The sequence below is a fragment of the Trichocoleus sp. FACHB-40 genome, assembly GCF_014695915.1.
Lineage (GTDB): Bacteria > Cyanobacteriota > Cyanobacteriia > Cyanobacteriales > FACHB-T130 > Funiculus > Funiculus sociatus.
Genome location: NZ_JACJPF010000034.1, coordinates 43,889 through 66,983, shown reverse-complemented (window position 1 = coordinate 66,983; position 23,095 = coordinate 43,889). Strand labels below are relative to the sequence as shown.

Annotated in this window: 19 protein-coding genes and 1 tRNA gene; 12 read left to right on the top strand and 8 right to left on the bottom strand. The window is 47.4% G+C overall.

The features are described from left to right. Positions 1-168: 168 nt before the first annotated feature. The 6 genes from H6F63_RS03725 (at position 169) to H6F63_RS03700 (ending at position 5,158) form a co-directional block, all read left to right on the top strand. Positions 169-396 (top strand): DNA-directed RNA polymerase subunit omega, encoded by a 228-nt coding sequence (locus tag H6F63_RS03725; protein ID WP_190420966.1) that lies wholly within the window; start codon positions 169-171, stop codon positions 394-396. Positions 397-735: 339 nt separating this feature from the next. Then, positions 736-2,010 carry an RNA-guided endonuclease IscB gene (gene iscB, locus H6F63_RS03720; protein ID WP_190634994.1) on the top strand — a complete coding sequence of 425 codons (1,275 nt, stop codon included), beginning with the start codon at positions 736-738 and terminating at the stop codon, positions 2,008-2,010. 91 nt (positions 2,011-2,101) lie between these two features. After that, positions 2,102-2,728 (top strand): hypothetical protein, encoded by a 627-nt coding sequence (locus H6F63_RS03715; protein WP_199297622.1) that lies wholly within the window; start codon positions 2,102-2,104, stop codon positions 2,726-2,728. A gap of 30 nt (positions 2,729-2,758) precedes the next feature. Further along, the gene (locus H6F63_RS03710; RefSeq protein ID WP_190635035.1) at positions 2,759-3,124 is read left to right on the top strand and encodes a DUF1818 family protein; all 366 of its coding nucleotides are present in this window, start codon (positions 2,759-2,761) and stop codon (positions 3,122-3,124) included. 49 nt (positions 3,125-3,173) lie between these two features. Continuing rightward, positions 3,174-3,247 (top strand) — tRNA-Pro (locus H6F63_RS03705). 123 nt (positions 3,248-3,370) lie between these two features. Next, positions 3,371-5,158, top strand: a complete 1,788-nt coding sequence (locus tag H6F63_RS03700; protein WP_190634991.1) for a metallophosphoesterase family protein — start codon at positions 3,371-3,373, stop codon at positions 5,156-5,158. Positions 5,159-5,219: 61 nt separating this feature from the next. Here H6F63_RS03700 and H6F63_RS03695 read toward each other — a convergent pair whose 3' ends face one another. Further along, positions 5,220-5,666 (bottom strand): GAF domain-containing protein, encoded by a 447-nt coding sequence (locus H6F63_RS03695; RefSeq protein ID WP_347276769.1) that lies wholly within the window; start codon positions 5,664-5,666, stop codon positions 5,220-5,222. Between the two features lie 308 nt (positions 5,667-5,974). Then, a complete protein-coding gene (locus tag H6F63_RS03690; RefSeq protein ID WP_190634988.1) occupies positions 5,975-9,988 on the bottom strand; it encodes a PAS domain S-box protein in 4,014 nt (1,337 codons plus the stop codon). A gap of 632 nt (positions 9,989-10,620) precedes the next feature. Between H6F63_RS03690 and H6F63_RS03685 the strand changes: the two genes are divergently transcribed. From H6F63_RS03685 to H6F63_RS03675, 3 genes are all read left to right on the top strand, one after another. Continuing rightward, positions 10,621-10,932, top strand: a complete 312-nt coding sequence (locus tag H6F63_RS03685) for a hypothetical protein (protein ID WP_190634986.1) — start codon at positions 10,621-10,623, stop codon at positions 10,930-10,932. Between the two features lie 229 nt (positions 10,933-11,161). Then, on the top strand, positions 11,162-12,889 hold the full coding sequence (locus tag H6F63_RS03680) for a succinate dehydrogenase/fumarate reductase flavoprotein subunit (RefSeq protein WP_190634984.1): 1,728 nt from the start codon (positions 11,162-11,164) through the stop codon (positions 12,887-12,889). 392 nt (positions 12,890-13,281) lie between these two features. Beyond that, on the top strand, positions 13,282-13,905 hold the full coding sequence (locus H6F63_RS03675) for a TMEM165/GDT1 family protein (protein WP_190634982.1): 624 nt from the start codon (positions 13,282-13,284) through the stop codon (positions 13,903-13,905). Positions 13,906-14,018: 113 nt separating this feature from the next. On the opposite strand, the gene H6F63_RS03670 is transcribed toward H6F63_RS03675, so the two are convergent. Beyond that, a complete protein-coding gene (locus tag H6F63_RS03670; protein WP_190634980.1) occupies positions 14,019-14,921 on the bottom strand; it encodes a tetratricopeptide repeat protein in 903 nt (300 codons plus the stop codon). A 250-nt stretch (positions 14,922-15,171) separates the two neighbouring features. Between H6F63_RS03670 and H6F63_RS03665 the strand changes: the two genes are divergently transcribed. Next, positions 15,172-16,131: a hypothetical protein gene (locus H6F63_RS03665; protein WP_190634978.1), complete on the top strand. Its 960-nt coding sequence runs from the start codon at positions 15,172-15,174 to the stop codon at positions 16,129-16,131. A 210-nt stretch (positions 16,132-16,341) separates the two neighbouring features. Here H6F63_RS03665 and H6F63_RS03660 read toward each other — a convergent pair whose 3' ends face one another. The 3 genes from H6F63_RS03660 to H6F63_RS03650 form a co-directional block, all read right to left on the bottom strand. Then, positions 16,342-17,541, bottom strand: a complete 1,200-nt coding sequence (locus H6F63_RS03660; protein WP_190420948.1) for a homocysteine biosynthesis protein — start codon at positions 17,539-17,541, stop codon at positions 16,342-16,344. A 103-nt stretch (positions 17,542-17,644) separates the two neighbouring features. Next, positions 17,645-18,535 (bottom strand): DUF4351 domain-containing protein, encoded by an 891-nt coding sequence (locus tag H6F63_RS03655; protein ID WP_190635034.1) that lies wholly within the window; start codon positions 18,533-18,535, stop codon positions 17,645-17,647. Positions 18,536-18,605: 70 nt separating this feature from the next. Beyond that, complete coding sequence (locus H6F63_RS03650) at positions 18,606-19,775, bottom strand: AI-2E family transporter (protein ID WP_190634976.1); 1,170 nt, start codon at positions 19,773-19,775, stop codon at positions 18,606-18,608. Between the two features lie 95 nt (positions 19,776-19,870). On the opposite strand from H6F63_RS03650, the gene H6F63_RS30375 reads away from it, so the two are divergent. After that, entirely contained in the window at positions 19,871-19,996 is a 126-nt protein-coding gene (locus H6F63_RS30375) for a hypothetical protein (protein WP_277876334.1), read from the top strand. 24 nt (positions 19,997-20,020) lie between these two features. Here H6F63_RS30375 and H6F63_RS03645 read toward each other — a convergent pair whose 3' ends face one another. Next, the gene (locus H6F63_RS03645; protein WP_190634974.1) at positions 20,021-20,248 is read right to left on the bottom strand and encodes a hypothetical protein; all 228 of its coding nucleotides are present in this window, start codon (positions 20,246-20,248) and stop codon (positions 20,021-20,023) included. Between the two features lie 232 nt (positions 20,249-20,480). Here H6F63_RS03645 and ftsH point away from each other — a divergent pair, with 232 nt between their 5' ends. Continuing rightward, positions 20,481-22,421, top strand: coding sequence for an ATP-dependent zinc metalloprotease FtsH (gene ftsH, locus H6F63_RS03640; RefSeq protein WP_190634973.1), 1,941 nt, complete (start codon positions 20,481-20,483; stop codon positions 22,419-22,421). A gap of 193 nt (positions 22,422-22,614) precedes the next feature. Here the strand turns inward: ftsH and H6F63_RS03635 are convergent, their stop codons facing one another. After that, on the bottom strand, positions 22,615-22,965 hold the full coding sequence (locus tag H6F63_RS03635) for a hypothetical protein (protein ID WP_190634969.1): 351 nt from the start codon (positions 22,963-22,965) through the stop codon (positions 22,615-22,617). Between the last annotated feature and the right edge of the window lie 130 nt (positions 22,966-23,095).

Genomic DNA, 23,095 nt, shown 5'->3' with positions numbered 1-23,095 from the left:
TATTAAACGATTCTTTGCACTTTGAGACATTCCCCCTAAAGCGGATCTGGAGTGCTAACAACCCCAAAGGCTTTGGGTCTCCTGCTAAACTGAAGTGTGCAACGCTCGCTTTCATCAAATAACGTCCCTCGTATACCACCACTAACCACTAATAACAAATACAACCCTATGCTTAAGCGTTCCAAGTTTGATTCAGCTTTAATTATGTACCGGGCTGAAGAATTGGTTAGTGCGGCTTCCAATCGCTACCGGATTACGGTTCAGGTGGCGAATCGTGCCAAGCGCCGTCGCTATGAAGACTTTGATAATCTAGACGATCCGATGATGAAGCCAGTGATGCGGGCAATTATTGAAATGTCCGATGAACTGACCCAACCGGAGATTATTGGGGACTAGGAAAGAAGTAGAGGGGAAGGGAGATTAGGGAAAAGAAATTTTCCCTCTTAACTCCTGACTCCTTACTCAGCACTATAAGCCAAGGCACTCAGCAGTATTTTTATGTCAGCACCCCGCACTGAAGTAACGGGGCTTCATGCCTCCAACTTCAGTTAGCTGACCAGTCTAAGCCTTAACTGGCTACGTTTTCGATGGACATGACACCTACAGATGCTTTCCAGTTTGTAGCTCTGTCGCTAACAGTTAAACATCTGTACGAGGGGTATCGGAAGTGCCGTTAGCCGAACAAGCCTTGAAAACATTGACGAGGAAAACTTTACCCGTTTTACGGAGATTTCAATGTCCAATTTCGTTTTCCTACTCGATGCCAACAAACGACCGCTAGACCCAATTCATCCGGGAGCAGCGCGGCATCTTCTCAATCAAGGCAAAGCTGCTGTGTTTCGTCGCTACCCGTTCACAATCATTTTGAAAGAATGCTGTCAAGACGTTCCAGTATGCGGCCTTGAACTCAAATTAGATCCAGGCTCAAAGGTTACGGGAATTGCCATCAAGCAAGGCAATAAGATTATCTTTGGCGCAGAATTGCAGCACCGAGGACATCAAATTAAGGATGCCCTGCTCTCTCGCCGTCAACTGCGACGGGTTAGGCGCAATCGCCTAACCCGATACCGCAAGGCAAGATTCCTCAATCGCACTCGTCCTAAAGGAAGGCTTGCTCCGAGTTTGTCACATCGCGTTTTAACAATAATCACTTGGGTTCGTAAGTTCCAACGACTTGCACCCATCACGAGCATTGTTCAAGAACTGGTGCGGTTTGACTTGCAACTGATGCAGAATCCTGAAATTTCAGGAGTTGAGTATCAGCAAGGAGAATTACAAGGCTATGAAGTTCGCCAATATCTACTAGAGAAATGGGGTAGAAAATGCGCTTACTGCGGTGTAGAAAATGTCCCGTTTGAGGTTGAGCATATTCAGCCCAGGTCAAAAGGCGGGTCTGACCGAATTTCTAACCTGGCTTTAGCTTGCCATCCTTGCAATGAAGCAAAAGGGAATCAGGATATTCGAGATTTCCTGGCAAGTAAGTCCGATGTGTTGAGTCGGATTTTGAAGCAGGCAAAATCCCCCTTGAAAGATGCGGCTGTGGTTAACTCAACTCGATGGGCATTGTTCAATGCCCTCAAAACAACGGGGTTGCCCGTCACTACGGGAACAGGCGGACAAACCAAGTTCAACCGAACTCGGTTCAACCTTCCCAAAGCTCACTGGCTTGATGCTGCGTGTGTTGGCAATATCAAAATCCTGAAGCTACTGACAAAAAAACCCTTATTGATTGCAGCTAAGGGGCATGGAACGAGGCAGATGTGTGGAACTGACAAATACGGTTTTCCAACGCGCCACAAATCTAGGGTGCAAATCCACAAAGGCTTTCAGACTGGCGATATTGTCAGAGCTAGGGTTACAGCAGGGAAGAAAATCGGCTCTTATGTCGGTCGTGTTCTGTGTCGTGCGTCCGGCTCTTTCGATATCACTACAACGACGGGAAGAGTGGCAGGCATTAGCCACAAATACTGTAAAGCAATTCATAGAAAGGATGGCTATAGCTATGCGTAGAAAGACAGCGACTAAAGTCGCTAGTTGGAACTTCCTCCGCGCTATGAATAGACGCGGCTTCCGTTCCTACCAGAAGGCTCTGTGAGGGAAGATGAAAAGACAAAGTAGGAGGTTTCTCAACCCAATTGCGCGTTTTACCGTTGTCCTAACAGCAACGTGTCTATGCGTTTGGACAAGCATCCTTGATTTTTCCCTTCATCCTACATCCTTCCTGCTTCATCCTGCTAACGCCCAGATAGTGAGGACAGAGAATGTCTGGCAACAAGTTTATCAACGCCTACCGGATTTGCCACGGGAAAATCAATACATCAGTAAGGAAACTGGTAAGGCGGCGACAGAAAACACTTTAGTGAGTCGCTTGATCCGGTATCACGTATATGTAAAGTCACGTCCACCAAATTATCGCCTCGATTGGAAGCTGACTTTGGCTGACTATCTGGGTGCAAATGAATTGATAGTCGAATCGGTGTATCCGGGTTATGATAGTTTGCGGAAAAATCCTTTAGAAGGCGATCGCGCTGCTGTTAGTCGGATGAATCGATCGCAACGAGATGCGTTAGTTCAAGTCTTAGTTAGCTTTTTTGGCGGCAAATCCCAGAACGCAACAACACCACCTTCCACTTCCTCACCTGCACGACAGCCCACACCCCAACGCAGGCAACTGCCCCAACCGGGGGATGCTCAGCTGTTAAAAAATGAAAAATTAAAAATGGAATAGAAGTTCTTCAATTTTTAATTTTTAATGTCTATGGAACGTGTGGTTAAAAGTGGAGTTGGTTGGCGCATTGGCTGGAACCCCGATACCTCTGAATTTAAAGGTTTAGTAGGTGGGGAGGATTGGGCGATTGAGCTGACGGAAGCGGAGTTAACTGAATTTTGCCGATTGCTGGAGCAGTTGGCTCAAAGTATGGCCCAGAGTGCCGATGAATTGATGGATGAAGAAAAAATTTCCTGTGAGGCGGAAAGCGATTTACTCTGGATGGAAGTCGAAGGTTATCCCCACACCTACAGTCTTCGCTTTATCTTGAACACTGGGAGGCGCGCAGAAGGGAATTGGTCGGCGGATGCGGTTCCGGGTTTGGTGCAAGCCATCCAAGTTTTAAAGGTTTTCTAAATTGAACTTGACAATTTAGAAAAAGACATTATAAAATTTAAGACTGTGCCGGGGTGTAGCGCAGGTTGGTAGCGCGCAGCTTTGGGGTAGCTGAGGTCGTGGGTTCGAATCCCGCCACTCCGATTAATAAGAGTTAACCTTTGTAGGGTGGGCAAATGCTCACCCTACAAACATATTTTGGCGCGAACCCTTCAAAGGGGTTATTCCCTTGGAAAATCGCGTCCTTCCCTCCCAGGAAAAACAGCGATGTTTCAACGCCTCACCAGTCGTACCATACTCGCTCCGGCTGTGTTTTTGCTTCTGGCAGCCGTTAGTCTAATAATTGTGCTATTAACCCCACAGCCAGTTATGACATCCCAAAATCAGCTGCTGACGGCTCCATTTCTGCAACTGCCCAGCGAGACGAGCGTGCGAGTTGTTTGGTTTACTGAATTTGCTGGCACTGGTCATCGTGTCGCCTACGGTGAAAATTTCGCTCAAAGTGTCGTCGCCACTACCACCAAACTCAGCCGCACCAGGGAAGACGAGGAATCAAAGGTAGGGAACCAAACCGAGGATAATCAATACCAGCAGCCAACTAGACGCGACATCTGGCGGCACGAGGCAGAAGTTACTGAGTTAACTCCAGGCAAACGTGTGCCTTATCGCGTGACTAGCGAACAGGAAGATGGCGAGGCTGTAACTAGCGAGGCGTTCACCCTCGCCCCTAAACCTCCACAGGGAACGCCACTGAAAATCCTGCTGACTTCTGATCACCAACTCAAACCGATGACAGCTGCCAATCTTCAGAAGGCAGTTGAGACTATGGGAAAATTCGATGCTGTTTTCATGGTTGGGGACTTGGTAAACGTTCCCGACCGTGCTAGCGAGTGGTTTGATGATGACCGTGGAGGTGCCTTTTTTCCTTGTTTCCAAGGACGGGCGAAAACGATAAGCGATCGCAATGGCATCAAAACAGTTTATCGAGGTGGAGAAATTATTCAACACGCCCCAATTTATACTGCAATTGGCAACCATGAAGTCATGGGACGCTTCTCGATGGATAAAAGTTTAAATCAGCAGTTTGATGACTCGTTTCCCCGGAAAGCTGCTGAGGAAATATATACAAAAAATGCGGCGCAATTAAACAATAGTGACGACCCAAAGGTGCGCGAAGCTTGGTTGAAAGACAATTCTTTTAATACCGACACCTACGAAGAAATTTTTACTTTACCCCAGAGCAAAGAAGGTGGAGAAAAATACTACGCTCTCACCTTTGGGGATGTGCGTTTGGTGGTGTTGTACGCTACAAATATGTGGCGTTATTGGGGACTTGAAGAGAAGACCAGGGGAAGATACCGCGAACGAGAGCAAGATTTGAATAACCCTGAAAATTGGGGTTATGGACAGCACATTTTTGAGCCAATTGCTAAGGGTAGTAAGCAGTATAAATGGTTGGAAACAGAGCTATCGGGTTCGGAGTTTCGCGAAGCTAAATATAAAATGGTGATGTTGCATCATCCGCCCCATTCTCTGGGTGACAATATTGTTCCTGCATATACCGACCCGGTGCAAGTGCGGGAAGTAAATGCGGATGGCAGCATAAAATCTATTCGCTATGAGTATCCCAAGGAAGCCGATTATATTATCCGGGATGTGAAGCCACTGCTAGAGGCGGCTGGGGTGCAGCTGGTGTTTTATGGACACTCGCATTTATGGAATCGTTTTGTGAGTCCTAGCGGGATGCACTTTCTGGAAACTTCTAATGTGGGCAACTCTTATGGTGCTGCTGTTGGCGACAAGAAGCGACCTGTACCAGATAGCTTTAATAAGGAAAATTATCCGGTAACGGGCGATCCGAATGGGTTGCAGGCGGTTGTGCCTACAATTGCGCCGCTGATGGGTGAGGATGGGAAACCGTTGCCGTATGTGGCAAGTAATGAAATTACGGCGTTCAGTATATTGGACACGGGGACGGGTACAGTAAGTAGTTACCGCTTTGATACGGTGGAAGAATCTAAGGTGGTAAAGTTTGATGAGTTTCGGTTGAATTAATTGAATTTGTATGTGTGCTGGGTTTCGTTGCTCCACCCAGCACACAAAATTCAACTACTCTTTAGCTTTCTCGGATTGAACTAGAAGTGGCGAGAGTTTCTGCTGCTTTTTGCATGGTTTCGATATCTGAGGGGAGCCAAGGACGAGGGTGTTGACAGTGATGAGCAACTAGCAAGCCCCACAACCTGGAAGGATTCAGAATCGGTACTACTAAATTAGCCCGAACCTGGATGCTGCGGAGAAAATCGCGGTGGCAAGGGTGAATGGGTTCTAATTCAATATCTGCGATCGCTCTTACCCTTCCCTCTAGGTACATTTCTGCATAGTTATCATTAAAGCAGTCATCAGCTCCTGTCGTTCCGAAAATTGAGAACTCGTCAGAATTTAAAGACTCAAATGTAACTTGACCTTTCCAATGGCGATAAAAGTAATATAAAACTACTCGATCGACCTGAAGAAAATCTCTTAGCTCGTCGGTAGTTTTTTGAACTAAAGCATCTCGCTCCATCGTTTTAGCAAGACGATTGGCAAATCCGCGCAAACCAGGATCGCCAGAAGGTTTATGTTCACTAGGGTCAGAGTCTCTGTTGAAGTTACTTTGCACAGGGTGAGAAGTCATGCTGAATCAAGACAATTTGCTTTTTTTATGATATCGTTCCGCACGAGCGCCCACAGCAACAAGATTGGGATGCAATTTCAAACTAGAAATTAAAAGTTGTAAAACTTACTTGTTGTTTTTCCCTGTTGGTGATCTAGGCGGGTTACTCCTGAACAGTCACTGCTAAAAGCGCGATCGCTACAAACGCCACTCAAATTTTAAGACATAATTTTCTGAGCCAGCACTTGCCGCTTGTTCTGCCCAATCGGAATCTGGAGGAGGAATTGTGCGCCCTGCCCTGGTGCTGAAATACACTGCAATTGACCGCCATGTTTTTCTACCACAATTTGGTAACTAATAGACATCCCTAAACCTGTCCCTGCACCGACAGGTTTAGTTGTAAAGAAAGGATCGAATAACCGACGTTGTACCTCCTCGGTCATACCTGGCCCGTTGTCAACAATCCGAATCAGCACGTGATTGTCATCTTGCACCTCGGTAAAAATCCGAATTTCCGGATTTTGAATTTTGGCTTTCCCCCTTAATAAAGAGGGGTTAGGGGGGGTTGGATTTTGGATGGGAAATTCCCTATTCACGAGGCCCCAGTCCCGGTTCCCCATTCCCCGTTCCCCATTCCCCATTTCTAGTACATCAATAGCGTTACTGAGAATATTCATAAACACCTGATTGAGTTGTCCGGCGTAGCATTCTACCTGCGGCAGGTTGCCATACTCTTTAATCACCTGGATAGCAGGACGATCTGGTTTGGGTTTCAGACGATTTTGCAGAATCAGTAGAGTGCTATCTAACCCATCGTGAATGTCCACCTGTTTCATTTCGGATTCATCCAGTCGCGAGAAGTTACGCAACGATAAGACAATTTGCCGGATGCGGTCGGCTCCCATTTTCATTGATGATAGGATTTTGGGCAGGTCTTGTTGGATGAATTCCAGGTCAATTGCGGCAATAGAAGCTTGAATTTCCTCTGCTGGATGAGGATAGTATTTCTGGTAAAGTTCCAACAAACGGAGTAAGTCTTCGGCATATTCATTAGTATGAATAAGATTGCCGTAGATGAAGTTAACGGGATTGTTGATTTCGTGAGCGACACCAGCCACCATCTGTCCCAGACTGGACATTTTTTCACTTTGAACGAGTTGGGCTTGGGTTTGTTGGAGTTCGCGCAGGGTTTGTTCTAGCTGGGTGGCTTGTGCTTGGGCAGCAGCAGCAGTGGTGCGACTTTGTTTGTAGAGTGCGGCTTGGTCGATAGCGATCGCTAGTTGGTTGCATACTGCTTGTAGCAGTTCCAACTCCTCTTCTGCCCAAGATTGCTGGGAAACCAAGCGCCCACACGTCACCGCACCTAACTTGCCTGATTGCGTCTGAATTGGCAGCGACAACAGAGAAGCCGCATTATATGGCTTTAACATCTCCTGCACTGCCAAATCACTCTGAGTAACATCGTCCACTCGGAATATTTCCAGATTTACTAGCGCAGATGTGAAGGGATGCCAGTTTTCCAACGGATATAAACCCCGGAAGCTGGGCAAATCGGGATTTTTAGCATCTTTTACGACCATCCAACCAGGACGAGTGCCGTTGGGACGATACCAACTAAACAGGCAAACATCAATCTCTAACTGGCTGTGGATTTCAAGTACGGCTGTTTCTAAAAGTGTATCCAAATCAAGGGAAGCGCGAATCTGGCTCGCAAGGCGATTGAGTAGTGCTTCCCTAGTCGCTACTTCGCGAAATTTTGCTTCCGACTGCCGCAGTTTCTCCTCAGCGACTTTGCGTTCGGTGATGTCAGTGGAGATCCCGCAAATGGCATAAGATACGCCAGCAGAGTCGTATAGAGGAAACTTAATCGACAGGTAGGTGTGGAGTCCATCGTCTAGAGGGGCAACTTCCTCAATTTTTAAACCAGTTCCGCTTTCGAGTACCTTTCGATCGTTCTCCCGAAATGCGATCGCTAATTCATAAGGAAAAAGATCCCAGTCAGTTTTACCTTTGGCTTCCTCTAAAGAGACATGAAACAGGCTGACCCACTGGCGGTTGACCAGAAGGTATCGCCCCTCGTGGTCTTTGAGGTAAATGACTGCTGGGGAGTTATCCAAAATTGCCTGTAGTCGCTGTTGGCTCTCCCGTAATGCGTCTTCGGCTTGCACTCTGGCGCTGATATCAATCAATAAGCCGATGCTACCAATTACAACGCCACTGCTATTAAACATCGGTGCTGTCCAGAGGCTGACATTAATCAATGAACCGTCTTTCCTCTGGCGGCGTAATTCGATGCCAGAAGGTACCTGCCCCTGCATCTCAGATTGAAGTAGGGTAAGGGCTTGCTCTTGTTCACTTGGAGGAACGATGGGCAGAGGGCGACCCATAACTTCTTGTTCGCTCCAGCCAAAAAGTCTCTCTGCGGCTGGGTTCCACATCATCACCTTGCCATCAACAGAGATGGTGGCGATCGCTACCGGGGAAGCTTCAATTAGCGTTTCCAAAGTTTGGTTGCTAATTCGTAACGCCTCTTCAGTAGCGGTGCGCTCGGCAATTTCGCGCTGCAATTTCTGGTTAGCATCTCTAAGAAGTGTTGTGCGTTCCTCAACTCGGCTTTCTAGTTCTTCGTTGATTTTTTTTAAGGCATCAAGAGCCTGTTTGCGGGAAGTAACGTTTTGAGCGATACCAACAACACCGATGATGTTTCCTTGCGCGTCGCGGTAGGGACTTTTGGTCAATAGATAAGTTAGTGTAATTCCCCGGAGCGTGAAAACTTCTTCAGATCGCTGGGGAAGCCCGGTAGCGATCGCCCTCCGGTCAATTTCAGCTTGTCGCTGTGCCATTTGGGGCGAAAATAATAATGTGTCATCTTTACCAATAATTTCCGCTGCCGGCTGGCTATATAAATGGGCAGCAGAGGTGTTAACTAATATGTAGCGTCCCTGTATATCCTTGGCAAAGATGACATCTGGAGTGCCATCGATCGCCGCACGCAAGAGGTTATAGCTTTTTTCCAGCTCATGTTTAGCTTTTTCCAAAGCTTCTTGGGCAGCTTTGCGCTCGGTAATATCTGTGTGGGAACCCGCTATGCGGATAGCTCTGCCGTTGGCATCAAATAACGCCGCTCCCCGCCCGAAAATCCATCGATAAGAGCCATTTTTGTGCTGCAAGCGGTATTCTACTTCCCAATGAGGAGTTAGTCCATCCCAACAAGCTTCGATATTGGCTAGTATGCGATCGCTATCATCCGGATGTATCCGATTTTTCCACGCATCCCAATTATTTTGCAGTTCATGCTCCGCAAAACCGAGCATACTCTTCCATTGCGGCGAGAAATAAACTTCGTTGCTTTGAAGATCCCAATCCCACAAGCCATCTCTGGAACCAAGAACAGCCAAATCAAAACGATTCCGGCTTTTACGCAGTTCTTCCTCTGCCAGTTTACGCTCGGTAATATCTTCTATAGTGCCAAGGATGCCTACAACTTTTCCCTCTGCATCATGGAGGGGAATTTTGTTAGTGTCCGCCCACGATTGTTTGCCATCAGCTTGCAGTATGGGTTCAATTATGTGATATTCTGGCTCGTCCCTCTCCATCACGCGAGCGTCGCACTTGCGGAAGAATTCTGTTTCCTCCTGCTTCCAAGGCAAGTCGTAGTCTGTCAGCCCAATGATATCCTCTGGATTGTCAATGCCAGCCATTGTGGCAAAACTGCGATTGCAACCTATATAAACTGAATTTCTATCTTTCCAAAAGATGAATTGTGGGATGTTATCCATTACTAGCTGTAGCATATGTTGCGATCGCACCAGCTGCTCCTCAATACGCGATCGCTCAATGATTTCGGCTTCCAGTTTCCGGTTAACTGCTTCTAGTTGTGTCGAGTTTGGCAACGCTAGGGCTTGGGGAATTAACCGTACCAGTAGCACTGCTGTATAAAGGGAAATTCCCGCGGTAATGGCTTTTAGCATACCGGAAAGCCAATAGGTCGGGTGCCAGAGCGTCCACACTTCCATCACATGGGTTGTGCCACAAGAAACTATGAAGGCTCCAAATAGCAAGAATATCCAATCGAAGGGTAAATCCCGTCGCTTTTGGACAAAGTTTAAGAGGGTAATAGGAATAGAGTAATAGGCTAAGGCAATTAGAGAATCTGAGGCGATATGCAGCCACACCAAACCAGGCTTCCACAGGTAACAATGGCCGTGGGGAATAAATGAGTTTGAAGTCAAAAAACTTTGTAAAAATTCCCCCATAAATTCTCCCATCTGTGGTGCATAATTTTTGTTGTATATGTATTGTATGTATTGATTATTACTAATAAAAGTTATTTTGCTGAGGAAATTATGATGTTTGTGTAAAGTATTTCGATTACCTAGACGAGCCTCAATGCAGCCAAAGCCCTATTGAAGTGGGTGGATACCGTTCTAGCCTGCGGTATGAGCAACAGAGCGATCGCAACTGGAATTACTCCCAAAGTTATCAACTCTTGACAATGTTTTTACGTAATTATACGGAGCTAAATTTAAAAGATTGGTAATTTATACAATACCCATAAGGTGCATTACCTTTGACTTTGTGCAGGAAGTTGCGCGTAGGGCAGGTGTCTCGCCTACCATACAAATATGCGTTACTGGTATTTTTTTTAAAAAAGATTTTCCTAGGGACGGCTTCAAATTTCAGTAACGCAATTTTTTCAGCCAAAAGAAGGATGCGTATCACCCAAAAGCCGCCTAGACCAAACTTGCGATCGCGCAGAATTGTAAAGTCGTGTTGCAACTCTTTGAAAAAGATTTAGAAATTGGTCATTACCCAGTCCGAACTTTAACCTAGAAATTTAAAGGAATGTTGCGAGGAAAACGTCATGGATAAAATGCAAAAGTATCGCTTCGTCTGTACCCTCTCTTTTGGCGATATCTACGGTCAAATCATCATTTGGTTGATTGTGATTTTCATTAGTTTAGCCTCGGCACTTGCCCTGTGGAGTAGCACTCGTCAAATCTACGCCCTAGCCACCGTGGGACTTATCCTCGTATTGTCTCTGCCCTTCTTGCTCTTTGCCTTCGTGACTACGTTGTTTAACCACATTGAGGTTGCTGCTATGGATACAGCAGACTCAACTGAGACTGTAGGTGGAAGTTTGCCCTACCAAAAACCTGCTGAAGTAACCAGCTGAACAGTCAATTCGTAGCACAGGCGTCTCGCCTGGGTCAGTAGTCAGTGGGTAAAGCTTTTCGCGTGGCTCCCCGGCTTACCTGAGACGCTTACATGGTAGTGGTCAGTGGTTAGTGGACAGCTATCAACGGACAACGGATTAATTTATAAAAAAACTTCCCTGCTTTCTGGTAGGGAAGTTTTTATTTGCGTTACTCATAGAGATAGGAATTCCAGATATCAGACCAAAGATGCTTGAACACGATGTCATCATTGTGGGAGGTGGATTAGCGGGGTGTCGTGCCGCCCTGGAGATTGTCCGCACCGACCCCAGCTTGAGTGTAGCTCTCGTTGCCAAAACTCATCCGATTCGTTCCCACTCTGTCGCCGCCCAAGGTGGCATGGCGGCAACCCTGAAAAATGTAGATGCCGAAGACAGTTGGGAAGCTCATGCCTTTGATACCGTAAAGGGTTCGGACTACTTGGCGGATCAGGACGCGGTGGCAATCCTTACCCGCGAAGCTCCAGATGTGGTAATTGACCTGGAACACATGGGAGTGCTATTTTCCCGGTTGCCAGATGGTCGCGTTGCCCAGAGAGCTTTTGGAGGACATTCTCACAATCGCACTTGCTACGCAGCAGATAAGACTGGTCACGCAATTCTGCACGAATTAGTTAATAACCTGCGTCGTTGCGGTGTCCGTATCTATGATGAGTGGTACGTGATGCAGTTGATTTTGGAAGATGCCCAGGCGAAGGGCGTGGTGATGTACCACCTTCTAGATGGGCAAATTGAGGTTGTCCGAGCGAAGGCGGTCATGTTCGCCACAGGCGGGTATGGTCGGGTTTATAATACGACCTCAAATGACTATGCTTCGACAGGGGATGGTTTGGCGATGTCTGCCCTGGCTGGGGTGCCTCTGGAAGATATGGAGTTTGTGCAGTTTCACCCGACTGGATTGTATCCGGTGGGGGTGCTAATTTCCGAGGCGGTGCGGGGTGAGGGGGCATATCTGATCAATAGTGAGGGCGATCGCTTCATGGCGAATTACGCCCCTAGTCGCATGGAACTGGCTCCTAGAGATATTACTTCTCGTGCGATCGCTCTGGAAATTAGCGCCGGACGCGGCATTCATCCCGATGGTAGTGCAGGTGGGCCTTTTGTCTATCTCGACTTGCGCCACATGGGGCGAGAAAAAATTATGAATCGGGTTCCCTTCGCTTGGGAAGAAGCTCATCGCCTACTGAGTATCGATGCCGTAAATCAGCCGATGCCAGTCCGCCCTACCGTTCACTACTCAATGGGCGGCATCCCCGTCAATACTAGCGGTCAAGTTCGTAGTGGCACAGACACCTTAGTTGATGCCTTCTTTGCCGCCGGGGAAGCCGCTTGCGTCTCCGTTCACGGGGCAAATCGGCTGGGAAGCAATTCCCTGCTTGAGTGTATCGTTTACGGGCGAAAAACAGGCGCTTCACTAGCACAATTTGTCCAAAATCGCAAATTGCCGGATCTAGATGAGCAATCCTATTTGCTAGAAGCTCACTGCAAAATCCAAGCGCTACTGGATCAATCAGGGCAATACCGTATTAACCAAGTCCGTGAATCCTTCCAAGACTGCATGACTAAGTATTGTGGTGTTTTCCGCACCGAGGAATTGATGCGCGAGGGCTTGACAAAGTTGCAAGAAATCCTTTCTCAATCCCAAGATATCTACCTGGATGACAAAGGCAAACTCTGGAACACTGAAGTCATCGAAGCTATGGAACTCCGCAGCCTGATAATTGTCGGTCAGATAATTCTCACATCTGCTCTCAACCGCCAGGAAAGTCGTGGCGCACACTTCCGGGAGGATTATCAAGAGCGAGACGATAGCAATTTCCTCAAGCACACGATGGCTTACTATTCCCCCGCCGGGATTGACCTTCAGTATAAACCTGTGACGATTACCATGTTTGAGCCGAAAGAGCGGAAGTATTAGGGATTAGGGATTAGGGATTGGGGATTAGGAAAAAGTCTTACATAGTCCCCAATCTCCATTCCCCATTCCCCATTCCCAAATTTTATTTGGGTAATTTCACTACTATCCTTTCGTCTAAGATAGAGGTAAAATTACTTAACAATGAAGGGGAGTAGCTGCTAGCGAGAGAATTTGCTAGCCCATCTGAATCAACATACTGGCGATAAGCCTGGTTCAGGTGACAAGAAAAGAGAAACTTGACACGGCGCGTAGTGGCACCAGCTAAAGTTTCCCGCCTTGGGAGCGAGACCTTCACTAAGTTCACATAAGATGTGAGCTTGGTGAGGTCTTTATAGTCTTATCAAGCTCACTCAGATGGAATTTAAGTAGAAAATTCTGAGGATCTTGAGACCATGCTGGCAGCTTTTACCGCAGGTTTATTACTAATTACCATTTCAGAATTAGGCGATAAAACCTTTTTTATTGCTGTGATTTTGGCAATGCGCCACTCCCGAAGATTGGTATTTACTGGAGTTGTAGCGGCTTTGGCAGTGATGACGATAGTTTCTGTTTTAGTTGGACAAGTAGCGTCTTTACTACCCCAGAATTATGTTAAGTTTGCGGAAATTGCATTGTTTTTGGGTTTTGGGGTGAAGTTACTTTACGATGCTGCCCAAATGCCAGCGGAAGCAGAGTGTGCGGAAGCAGAAGAAGCACTCAGCACCGTGAAAGAAGCTGAGTTGAAAATGCCGAAACACAAAAGCCAGTGGGCGATTGTCATGGAAGCCTTTATGTTGACATTTGTGGCGGAATGGGGCGATCGCACACAGATTGCTACGATTGCGATGGCAGCATCCTATCCAGCGGTGGGTGTCACAGCTGGAGCGATTTTGGGGCATAGTATTTGTGCAGCGATCGCAGTCTTAGGCGGTCGTATGATTGCAGGGCGAATTTCTGAACGGATAATTACAGGAATTGGTGGCTGCTTGTTTTTGGTTTTTGGAGCGATGGCAATTTTAGAAACTTATAAGTTATGAGTTAATAACTCTAACTTTTAGTTTTCAGCTTCTAAATCCTAACTTTTTGCCAACTCAAAAATCCGGAGATTCAAAGTCTCCGGCTTAGCAAAACTCATGACTCCTAACTTTCTTTAGTCTCTTGTTTCGTCAGGCTGAGGTGGTGGAATAGTAGGCACACTGCTGGGAGCATTAGAGGGAGGGTTGGCGGGAGAATTGGTGGATGTAGGTGTTTGGGTAGCCAATTGTTTAATTCGGTCTTTGACATCCGCTGGTGCTAAAGCAATAGCAGTGTCGAATAAGGGCTTAGCTTCGGCAGTTCTGCCTTGTTGTTGAAGCACATAAGCCTTAGCTACGATGGGGCGAAAATCCTGTTTATTACCCTTAATCGCCTCATCGTAAATAGCGATCGCTTCCGGAAAACGATTTTGCCCAACATAAACCTTACCCAACTCCAACTGCACCGAAGTTACATCCACACTACCCGGCTGCACTTGATTCACATCTGTTGCCGTTTTCAAAGTATCTTGTAGCAGCCCTATCGCCGCCTCCGGACGGTTTTGTTCGAGCAAAAGACCTACAAGACCTTGCAGAGCATAAATATCTCCCGGTTTAGAAGTCAAAATCGAGCGATAAGTTTGGGCCGAACCTTCAGAATCGCCAGTTTTTTGTTTAGCTTGAGCGAGCAAAACAGCGTACTCAGACTGCTGGGGATTCAGTTTCGCCAGTTTTTCCAAGGGTGCGATCGCGCCCTTAACGTCGCGCAGTTTCAGCCGCGTTTCCAACAACCCTCGCAACGCCGTTTGATTCTCAGGCTCCTTCTGCAAAACCAATTCATAACCTTTCGCCTGAGCTTCTAATTCCGACTGATTGACAGGTGGTTGGCTCGTCTGGCTTGCTACAGGTGTCGCTCCAGTGGAAGGCGGCTTTTGCTCAAAAACCATACCTACCAGCGGAATAATCGACACACCTACAAACACCAGTACACCCAGCACCAATACCAAATTAATTAACCAGCGACCGCGTTTTTTGGACACACAACTGCATTGAACTCTATTGACATTATCGACCACAAACGGATTTTCCACTTTTGCACTTACGACAAGCTGCCTCACCGCCTCCAAGCTCTAAAATAGTGGCAGCATTGTATTAAATTTGATACTCTATAGGAGTTTTTGCTTAGTTTCGTGCAAAAACATTGCGGATCTACCAGTCGCATCTCTGCATTCAGTACAATGAGCTGACTGACTCCCCCTAAGGGGATGTGTCTCCGCCGCGAGGAGTAATATGAGTCCTTCTGTGAATCGGTTTTCCGACTTACCTGAGTCTTCTGGTGATCCCAAGCCAGAGCCACCACAAACGCCCAATCCGCTAATACCAGCCGATACAATGCCGAACAGCGATTCGGAAACAACACAAGTGCCTGTCTCTGATGATGCTGCCACAAGGCAGCGACCAATTCCCCCGCCCAGCGAACCAATGCAGTACCGGGCAATTGGCCTGGTACGGGGTAAATACACCTCCTCCGAAGAGCAATTTACGCGAGGAATGCTTCTGGCATCAGATGGAACAGACATCGATGCCGTGCTACTGGGTCGAGTTATGAGTTTGGTGAAAAATCACCTGAACTTAGAGCAAGAACACCTGTGGGTTGTTTATCCCCGAATGCGACAAGAAGACGGCAACTTGCACGTCCAAATTGTGGGTGTCTGGGAGCCTGAAAGACTGAACCAACCGCCGCCTGAGTCTGAGGCAGAATCAACCGAACTAACAGATGCTCAAACGGATGCTCAAAGCGACGAAAGTGTAGCCAACGATGGTTATTTTTCCATTCGCGGCGAGGTGATTTATCAGTCGCCAGAAGAAGAAGACATCGTCATCAAGATCAAGCAGTCTCCCCGCAAGGACGAGGAAAATCCCAAGTTTTTCAAGTTGAAACTCAAGGGCATTGTCCAAGACAAAGCTGTTGGTCACTTCATGGATGTGCAAGTGCAGCGGCAAGGTAACAACTTGGTGATTCAGGAGAGCAAAGATATTGGTCGTCTTCCTCCCAGGAAGATTCCGGGCAAGAAGCCCTTCCGAGGTGGGGGGGGTCGTCCTCCAGGCAGAAGACCAACAGGCAATCGAGAGCGTCCCATGCGTCCCGCAGGAGACAGACCAGCAGCAGCAGCCCCGCAACCCAAACGCCGGGAACCCCTGCCGAAGCCAGTTAAACGCTCAACACCGCCTCCAGAAAGTAAAAAGTAAAAAGGCAAAAGAACCAACCCTCGTTCCCAGTCCCAGTCTGGGAACGATGAAAGAAGGATGGTTTCATTTATTAAAAGAAAACTCTGTAACGTTGATTTTGGCTGGCGGTAGGGGCATTGCCATGCCCCTACAAAATGTCGCAATTTTCGATATTTTCTTTGATTGTATGAAACCACCCTGAGACTGGGAACGAGAATTAGTCTTTAATGACTATTCCAAGGAAATTTGAGAACCCCATCGGTCTTGGGGTAAAAAAGACCGATCCATCGGAATCTGGGCAACAGGTTCAGTGAGGGTAAATTCCCCAGCCTCAATCCATTGCTTCAACTCCAGCGCTACTTGACGCGAGAGAAACACAGACGCAAGGGGGGCAACCCGCACGGGTTTACCTTCAATGGAGATCCGTCCAGTTTTTAACTGGGCGTAACTCACTAAGCCAAAGGTGGGACGGACGCGCCGGGGAATCGAGAAATCGACAACTGGCGCTACGATGTCTTTGTCTTGGACTGCACAACTAGCGACGACTTGCTCGTGCAACACTGGCAAGGGAACGCCGACACCCAGCATTACAGAAGGGCCGTAATTTTTGAAGTAGCAACCGCGCACCCAGCGGGGGTTCATTTGTTTAGCATCTCCCATCAAGGCAAGGGTGGCTGCTGGGCCGATTGGTGTCCGATTTGGTAAGCGCTTTTGTAAAGGAAAGTGCTGCGTGCCTTCCCAGGAAACGTAACCGATGCCGCCGCCTAAAAAAATCCGGGTGCCGATACCAATCAGTTGCAGGTCGGGATCGTTGAGGAGGGGGGAAATTGCCCCAGCGTTTGAATAGACGGCATTTGCTAGTCGGGGCTGCAAAGGGCCGAGGTAAGTGAAGAGAGGGCGATCGCCTCCATTCACCCCTACAATAAAATTTTGGTATATATTGCGCGGATTAAATAAGTAAAATTGGTTAATCGTGTCGCGGGTGATGGTTGTCTCAAAGGACGCTCGCGGATAGCAATCTGTAACTTGTCCGATGGCGCGTAGTTGCACAGGTTTACCAGCAATCAAGTCTTCTATGATATGGCCGCCACCGCGTTCTCTTGATTCTTCCCCATCTGGTGCTTCACCAGTGCTGGCGTATTCCACCATCCCGGTTGCACCCAAATACAGATCCACGGCACCAAATCCCGCGTAGGCTGGTACTCCATCCAACCAACAACGGCGAATTTTCATCGGTGGATCAGTGTGTCCCAGGTTGATGATCGCCCCCGATGACTCCATTGGCTCAAAGGTGCCAGTGGTAATTACATCCACTTCCTTAGCGGCTTGGGTGACTCCCACCTCTGCCACCCGTGCTTTTAATTCTTCTGTTGTCCACACAACAGCCAATTGGCGGCTGATCTTGTCGTTAATTTCGGCGATAGTTCGCATAGGGAAGGTTGAAGGGTGGGATTGCTCATCCTTAGTTTCCTCTATTGCGACGCCCTTTGGGGCGACCCCTTTCAGCGGTTCACGTTATGTGCTGCTGTTGAAATTATGGCTCCTGAGTCGCCAAGTAGTTGACTAAATCGCTTTGGCTGGAGAAATTCAACAGCGCTTCCGCCAATTCTTCTAACTGAGGGATAGCTAAACCGCGAATCTGTTCTTGCAGTTGAGGATTAATTTCACCAAACCGTAGTGTTAGTAGCCGCAAAATTAACGCCGCCTCTCCTTGCTGCCTGCCCTCTTCCCTGCCTCGTTGCAGACCTTGTTGCAGACCTCGTTGCAGACCTCGTTGCTCACCTCGCATCTCCCCCTTTTGGAGGATGTCTTGATAGATAACAGATTCCTGCATAATTTCCTCTCGCAATAGTTGTTGAATCAAATCTTTTTTAAACCGCAAACCAGCCAGAACCCCTGCACAAGCTAGGATATTCTTTCGCTCGGCGCTTCCCTCGATCGTAGCGACCCCAGCGGCAACTTGCTCTAATAAAACTCTGGGGGAGTCGCTGCGAGCTAAGGTTGCCAGTGGTAAGAGAGCAGGGTTTGCCAGGAGTGGGGCAGGATCTTCTTCCCACAGACGGATGACGCGATAGTGGTGTCTGGTACTTGTGTCTACATACTGCTGTCTAAAGACGAGTTCTGAGGTGGTGGCTTGCAAGAAAATCACCACCTGCACGATTTCACACCAATATTGTCGCTTGAGCCGCGTGTAGTAATCGAGCATCCGGAAGTCGAGGGGAGGAGTTGATTGCGCTAAGGTTTGAAATTCTAGGTGCAGGATTTGGTTGGCGACTTGCAGAAAGGTGACAGAATCAGCGCGAATCGGTTCTAAACCCAGTTCAGTTTTGATTACCTCAATGTCTGAATCAACATTGAGTAGCCAGTTGGCAAAGTCAGCTGGGTAATTCTCGGCAAGATATTTACAGGTGTTGTCGTATTCCAAGAGTGCAATTTGAGAGAGCAATATTATTCTCTCATTGAGGAGTGGTGATGATAGCGATCGCTATTTATTGCTACTTTTTATGTTTGCCACTCACATCATCAAGATTCGGCTCGTCATGGATTGGTAGATTCGCTTCTGGCAAAACTCCAGTTTCTTGATCAAATTCACCAGCTTCATCGGATAAATCTGTACCCTTGGCATCAAAAACCTGTTTGCGATCGCTACGCCATTGATCGAGAACATCTTTGATTAATACTTCTTTTACCCAAATTTGACCAACGACGGTTAAAGGTAGCGCCAAAAATAACCCCAAAAATCCAAAGAAGGTGGCAAAAAACACTTGAGAAAGTAAAGTTACAGCTGGCAGTAGCGATACCTGCTGAGCCATGACGTAAGGGGTCAAAAAATTACTTTCAATCTGCTGAATGGCAAAGTAAAGACCGAACACCGCGACAGATTTCCAAGGAGCTTCCAACAATGCGATCGCCATTGGTGGTATCACACTAATAGTTGGGCCCAGATTGGGAATCAAGTTCAAAACCCCCGCCAAAATTCCTTGGGCCAACGGTGAAGGTATACGCAAAATTGACAGCCCAACCATACTCATCAGCGCTACTACACTCATGCTAATCAGTGCGCCACCAAGCCACCTTCCCAATGCAACTTCGCATTGATCCAAAATTCCATCCACTCGCCGCCGATAAAAAGAGGGGAATAACCGCACAAATCCCTTGCGATAAGCTTGAGGATTTGCTAATAGCATCCCTGTCAAAACTAGCACTAACAAAACCCTGAGTATAACGCCCAAAGAGCTAGAGAAAAACGCGACCGAGCCTCCTAACAGCCGATTTAATAAAGGCTGTACTTGTTGGCTGATGCTGTCCACATCCGGTAGATACGGAACTAGCTGGGTAGGAACACGATCTCTCCAGTAATCAGTCCAATTATTCAGGCGCTCAAATCCTTGGGGAACCCGCTGTGTTAGTTCTTCAAACTGGACTGCAAACGGGGGCACAATTAGCCAGAAAAATCCTACAATCAGGGCTAGTAACAAAGCAATTGAACACAACACAGCTAAGCCATGTTGCATTCCCGATCGTTGCAGCCGTAGCGATAGCCGATTCAAGGCAGTCGCTAACACAATAGCAGCAAACAGTAGCAGTAACAAATCCCGTATTTGCCACAGGATATATAAAGAAACGACTATGGCAAAAAAGCCAATTAGCTGACCTAGTTTCACAAGTGACGCCTCAAAGACTATCTCAGGCTATAATTCCCGATCAATGCAGCTAGATTAGCCGATATCGGCAACTTTCGCCTAGCTTCGCGGGAGGGATGCCAATTTTGGATTGGGGACTAGGGATTGGGGATTGGGGATTGGGGATTGGGGATTGGGGATTGGGGATTGGGGATTGGGAATTGGGAATTGGGGAAAAGTCTTACCTAGTCCCCAGCCCCTAGTTCCTAGTCCCTAGTCCCTAGTCCCTAATCCCCAGCCCCCTTATAAAGATATGCCCGCCGCCAGAGGGCAAAAGCCATGATGAGAGTGGGGAGAAAGACGACTATAAGCGCGATCGCTTGTAGTGGATCGTTCCCTAGAAACATCGCTCCTGTTGCTGGAATAGGAATATAAGGCCCAGCATACTTAATCAAAATCGACAGCACAGCTGAGAGAATTAGCACCTTGAGAACAAATCCAGCCTGAGTTGTCATACAACTTAATATATAAAGACTAAAGTACGGCTATACGGATGCTTGTAGGCGTAGACACCGAACCCAGGCTTACGCATCCTCTTTTTTACAATAGCTAAGAGAGCCTCACCATATTATCAGTCTCGAAGCTCTAAAAGCTTACTCACCCGAAGACAGCAAAAAGCTTTCAGCAAGTAGAAATCTGAAAGCTACTCTTGTTCTCTTGCAAACATTTAAGAGGTTCGTATCTACAATGCCTGTTGAAAATAATAACAAGAGATCGCTTAAACCCTCCCGACCGAGGCAGATTGGCGGCGGATTACTGATTCTGTTCACAATCCTTGTACTGCTAAACTTTATCATTCCTAGCTTTGGGCCTCGGTTGCCGCAGGCTTCTTATAGCGACTTTATCAATCAAGTACAAAGTGGCAAAGTTGACCGTGCGATTGTTGGCAACGAGCGGATTGAGTATTCACTCAAAACCGATGTAAATACAAATGAATCTGCATCGAGTCAAGTATTTGTCACCACGCCAGTAGCACTCGATTTAGATTTGCCGAAAATTCTGCGCGAACATAACGTAGATTTTGCCGCACCTGCACCAAATAATAATGGCTGGATTGGAACACTACTGAGTTGGGTTGTTCCACCGATAATTTTCTTTGGTATTTGGGGTTGGTTGATGAACCGGGGTGGTGGTGCTGGTGGCGCTGCCTTAACGGTAGGAAAAAGTAAAGCGCGAATTTACTCAGAAGGCAGCACTGGCATCAAATTTAATGACGTTGCTGGTGTCGATGAAGCGAAAATGGAACTGCTAGAAATAATAGATTTCCTGAAAAACGCTGGTAAGTACACCCGACTGGGAGCGAAAATTCCCAAAGGCGTGCTGCTAGTCGGCCCTCCGGGAACGGGAAAGACACTTTTAGCGAAAGCGATCGCAGGCGAAGCTGGCGTTCCTTTCTTCAGTATCTCTGGTTCCGAATTCATCGAGCTATTCGTCGGCGTAGGTGCTGCACGAGTCCGCGACTTATTTGAACAAGCCAAAAAACAAGCTCCCTGTATCGTCTTCATCGACGAATTAGATGCACTGGGTAAATCTCGCGGCGGTGCCAATGGTTTTGTCGGCGGCAACGATGAGCGCGAACAAACCCTCAACCAGTTGCTCACCGAAATGGATGGTTTTGATGGCAATACTGGCGTGATTATCGTCGCCGCCACAAACCGCCCAGAAGTGCTTGATCCAGCGTTACGCCGTCCCGGACGTTTTGACCGACAAGTGTTGGTAGATCGACCGGATAAGATTGGTAGAGAAGCGATTTTGAACGTCCACGTCAGAGGTATCAAATTAGCTCCTGATGTCGATTTGGTAACAATTGCAGCTCGTACTCCCGGCTTTGCTGGTGCCGATCTAGCTAACTTAGCGAATGAAGCTGCACTACTGGCGGCACGTCAGAACCGCGATGCTGTAGTGATGGCAGATTTCAACGAAGCAATTGAGCGGGTTGTTGCTGGTTTAGAGAAGCGATCGCGCGTACTCAATGAAATTGAGAAAAAGACCGTCGCCTATCACGAAGTTGGCCACGCGATTATCGCCGCTATGATGCCAGGAGCAGGTAAAGTGGAGAAAATCTCCATCGTGCCGCGTGGCGTGGGAGCGCTGGGTTACACTCTGCAAATGCCGGAAGAAGACCGCTTCTTGATGGTGGAAGATGAAATTCGCGGTCGCATTGCCACTCTCTTAGGTGGACGCTCATCGGAAGAGATAATCTTTGGTAAAGTGTCCACAGGTGCCAGTGACGACATCCAGAAAGCAACAGATTTGGCAGAACGTGCTGTCACTCTCTACGGCATGAGCGATGAATTAGGGCCAGTTGCTTTTGAGAAAACACAACAACAGTTTATCGAAGGTTACAGCAACCCCCGTCGTGCAATTAGTCCTAAGGTGGCTGAAGAAATCGATCGGGAGGTAAAGGAAACAATTGATGCAGCGCACCACATTGCCTTAGCAATTCTGGATAAAAATCGGGACTTGCTGGAAGAAACAGCGCAAACCCTGTTACAGAAAGAAGTTTTGGAAGGTTCTGCACTGCGAGAGCAGCTAAAACTTGCTAAGGTTCCAGCCGAAATGGATGAATGGTTGCGTACTGGCAAACTTCCGGAAGGCACGCAGTTGATGCAAACAGTCATTCGTTAGTAGTTAAGACTGACTAATACCAATTCATCCCGCTACACCTTCCCTTCTCTTAGCTCCCCTTTTTAAGGGGAGCTAATATGTAGCTAAAAATCCAAACCTTACTACAACTATTGTTAAGTAAACCCTATTCAAATTGTATGTACAACAACGAGCTTTCCTCCTACCCAGGCTGAGCCTGGAACAGATACGGTGTTTAGCCTCGTCGCTTAATCAATTTGTTTGATTCTAACTGTTTTATTCTCTTGTGCAAATCCAACTCGTCACTTTCAGCAGCAATAGTTTCTAAGTTAGCAATCCTTTCTTCTAACTCGTTGACTTTACTAGGTGGCAGTAGGCTATTTTGAGATTTTTTATCAGAAGATTGCCAAACTGCACCTGTGCCAATTGCTACCCCTGAAATTACAGCTATTGGGAGAATTGCTCCATGTCTAGTAACAGATGAAAGCGGAATACAAATTCCCAGCATTACTGTCGCAAACCCCCATATTCTGGAAGTTGCAGCGATTCGGGCATCTCTATTTTTTTCCTGATCTTGATATGCCATCTGTTCCTCCGAAGTTCCCAAAATAGTTGTTAATCTGTCCTGTCGGGTTGCTTGCTTGCAGCTTCCTGGCAATCCTGATCATGTTGATTAGCCTAATCCTAAGACAACGCGAACCCATCATCTTTGTAGA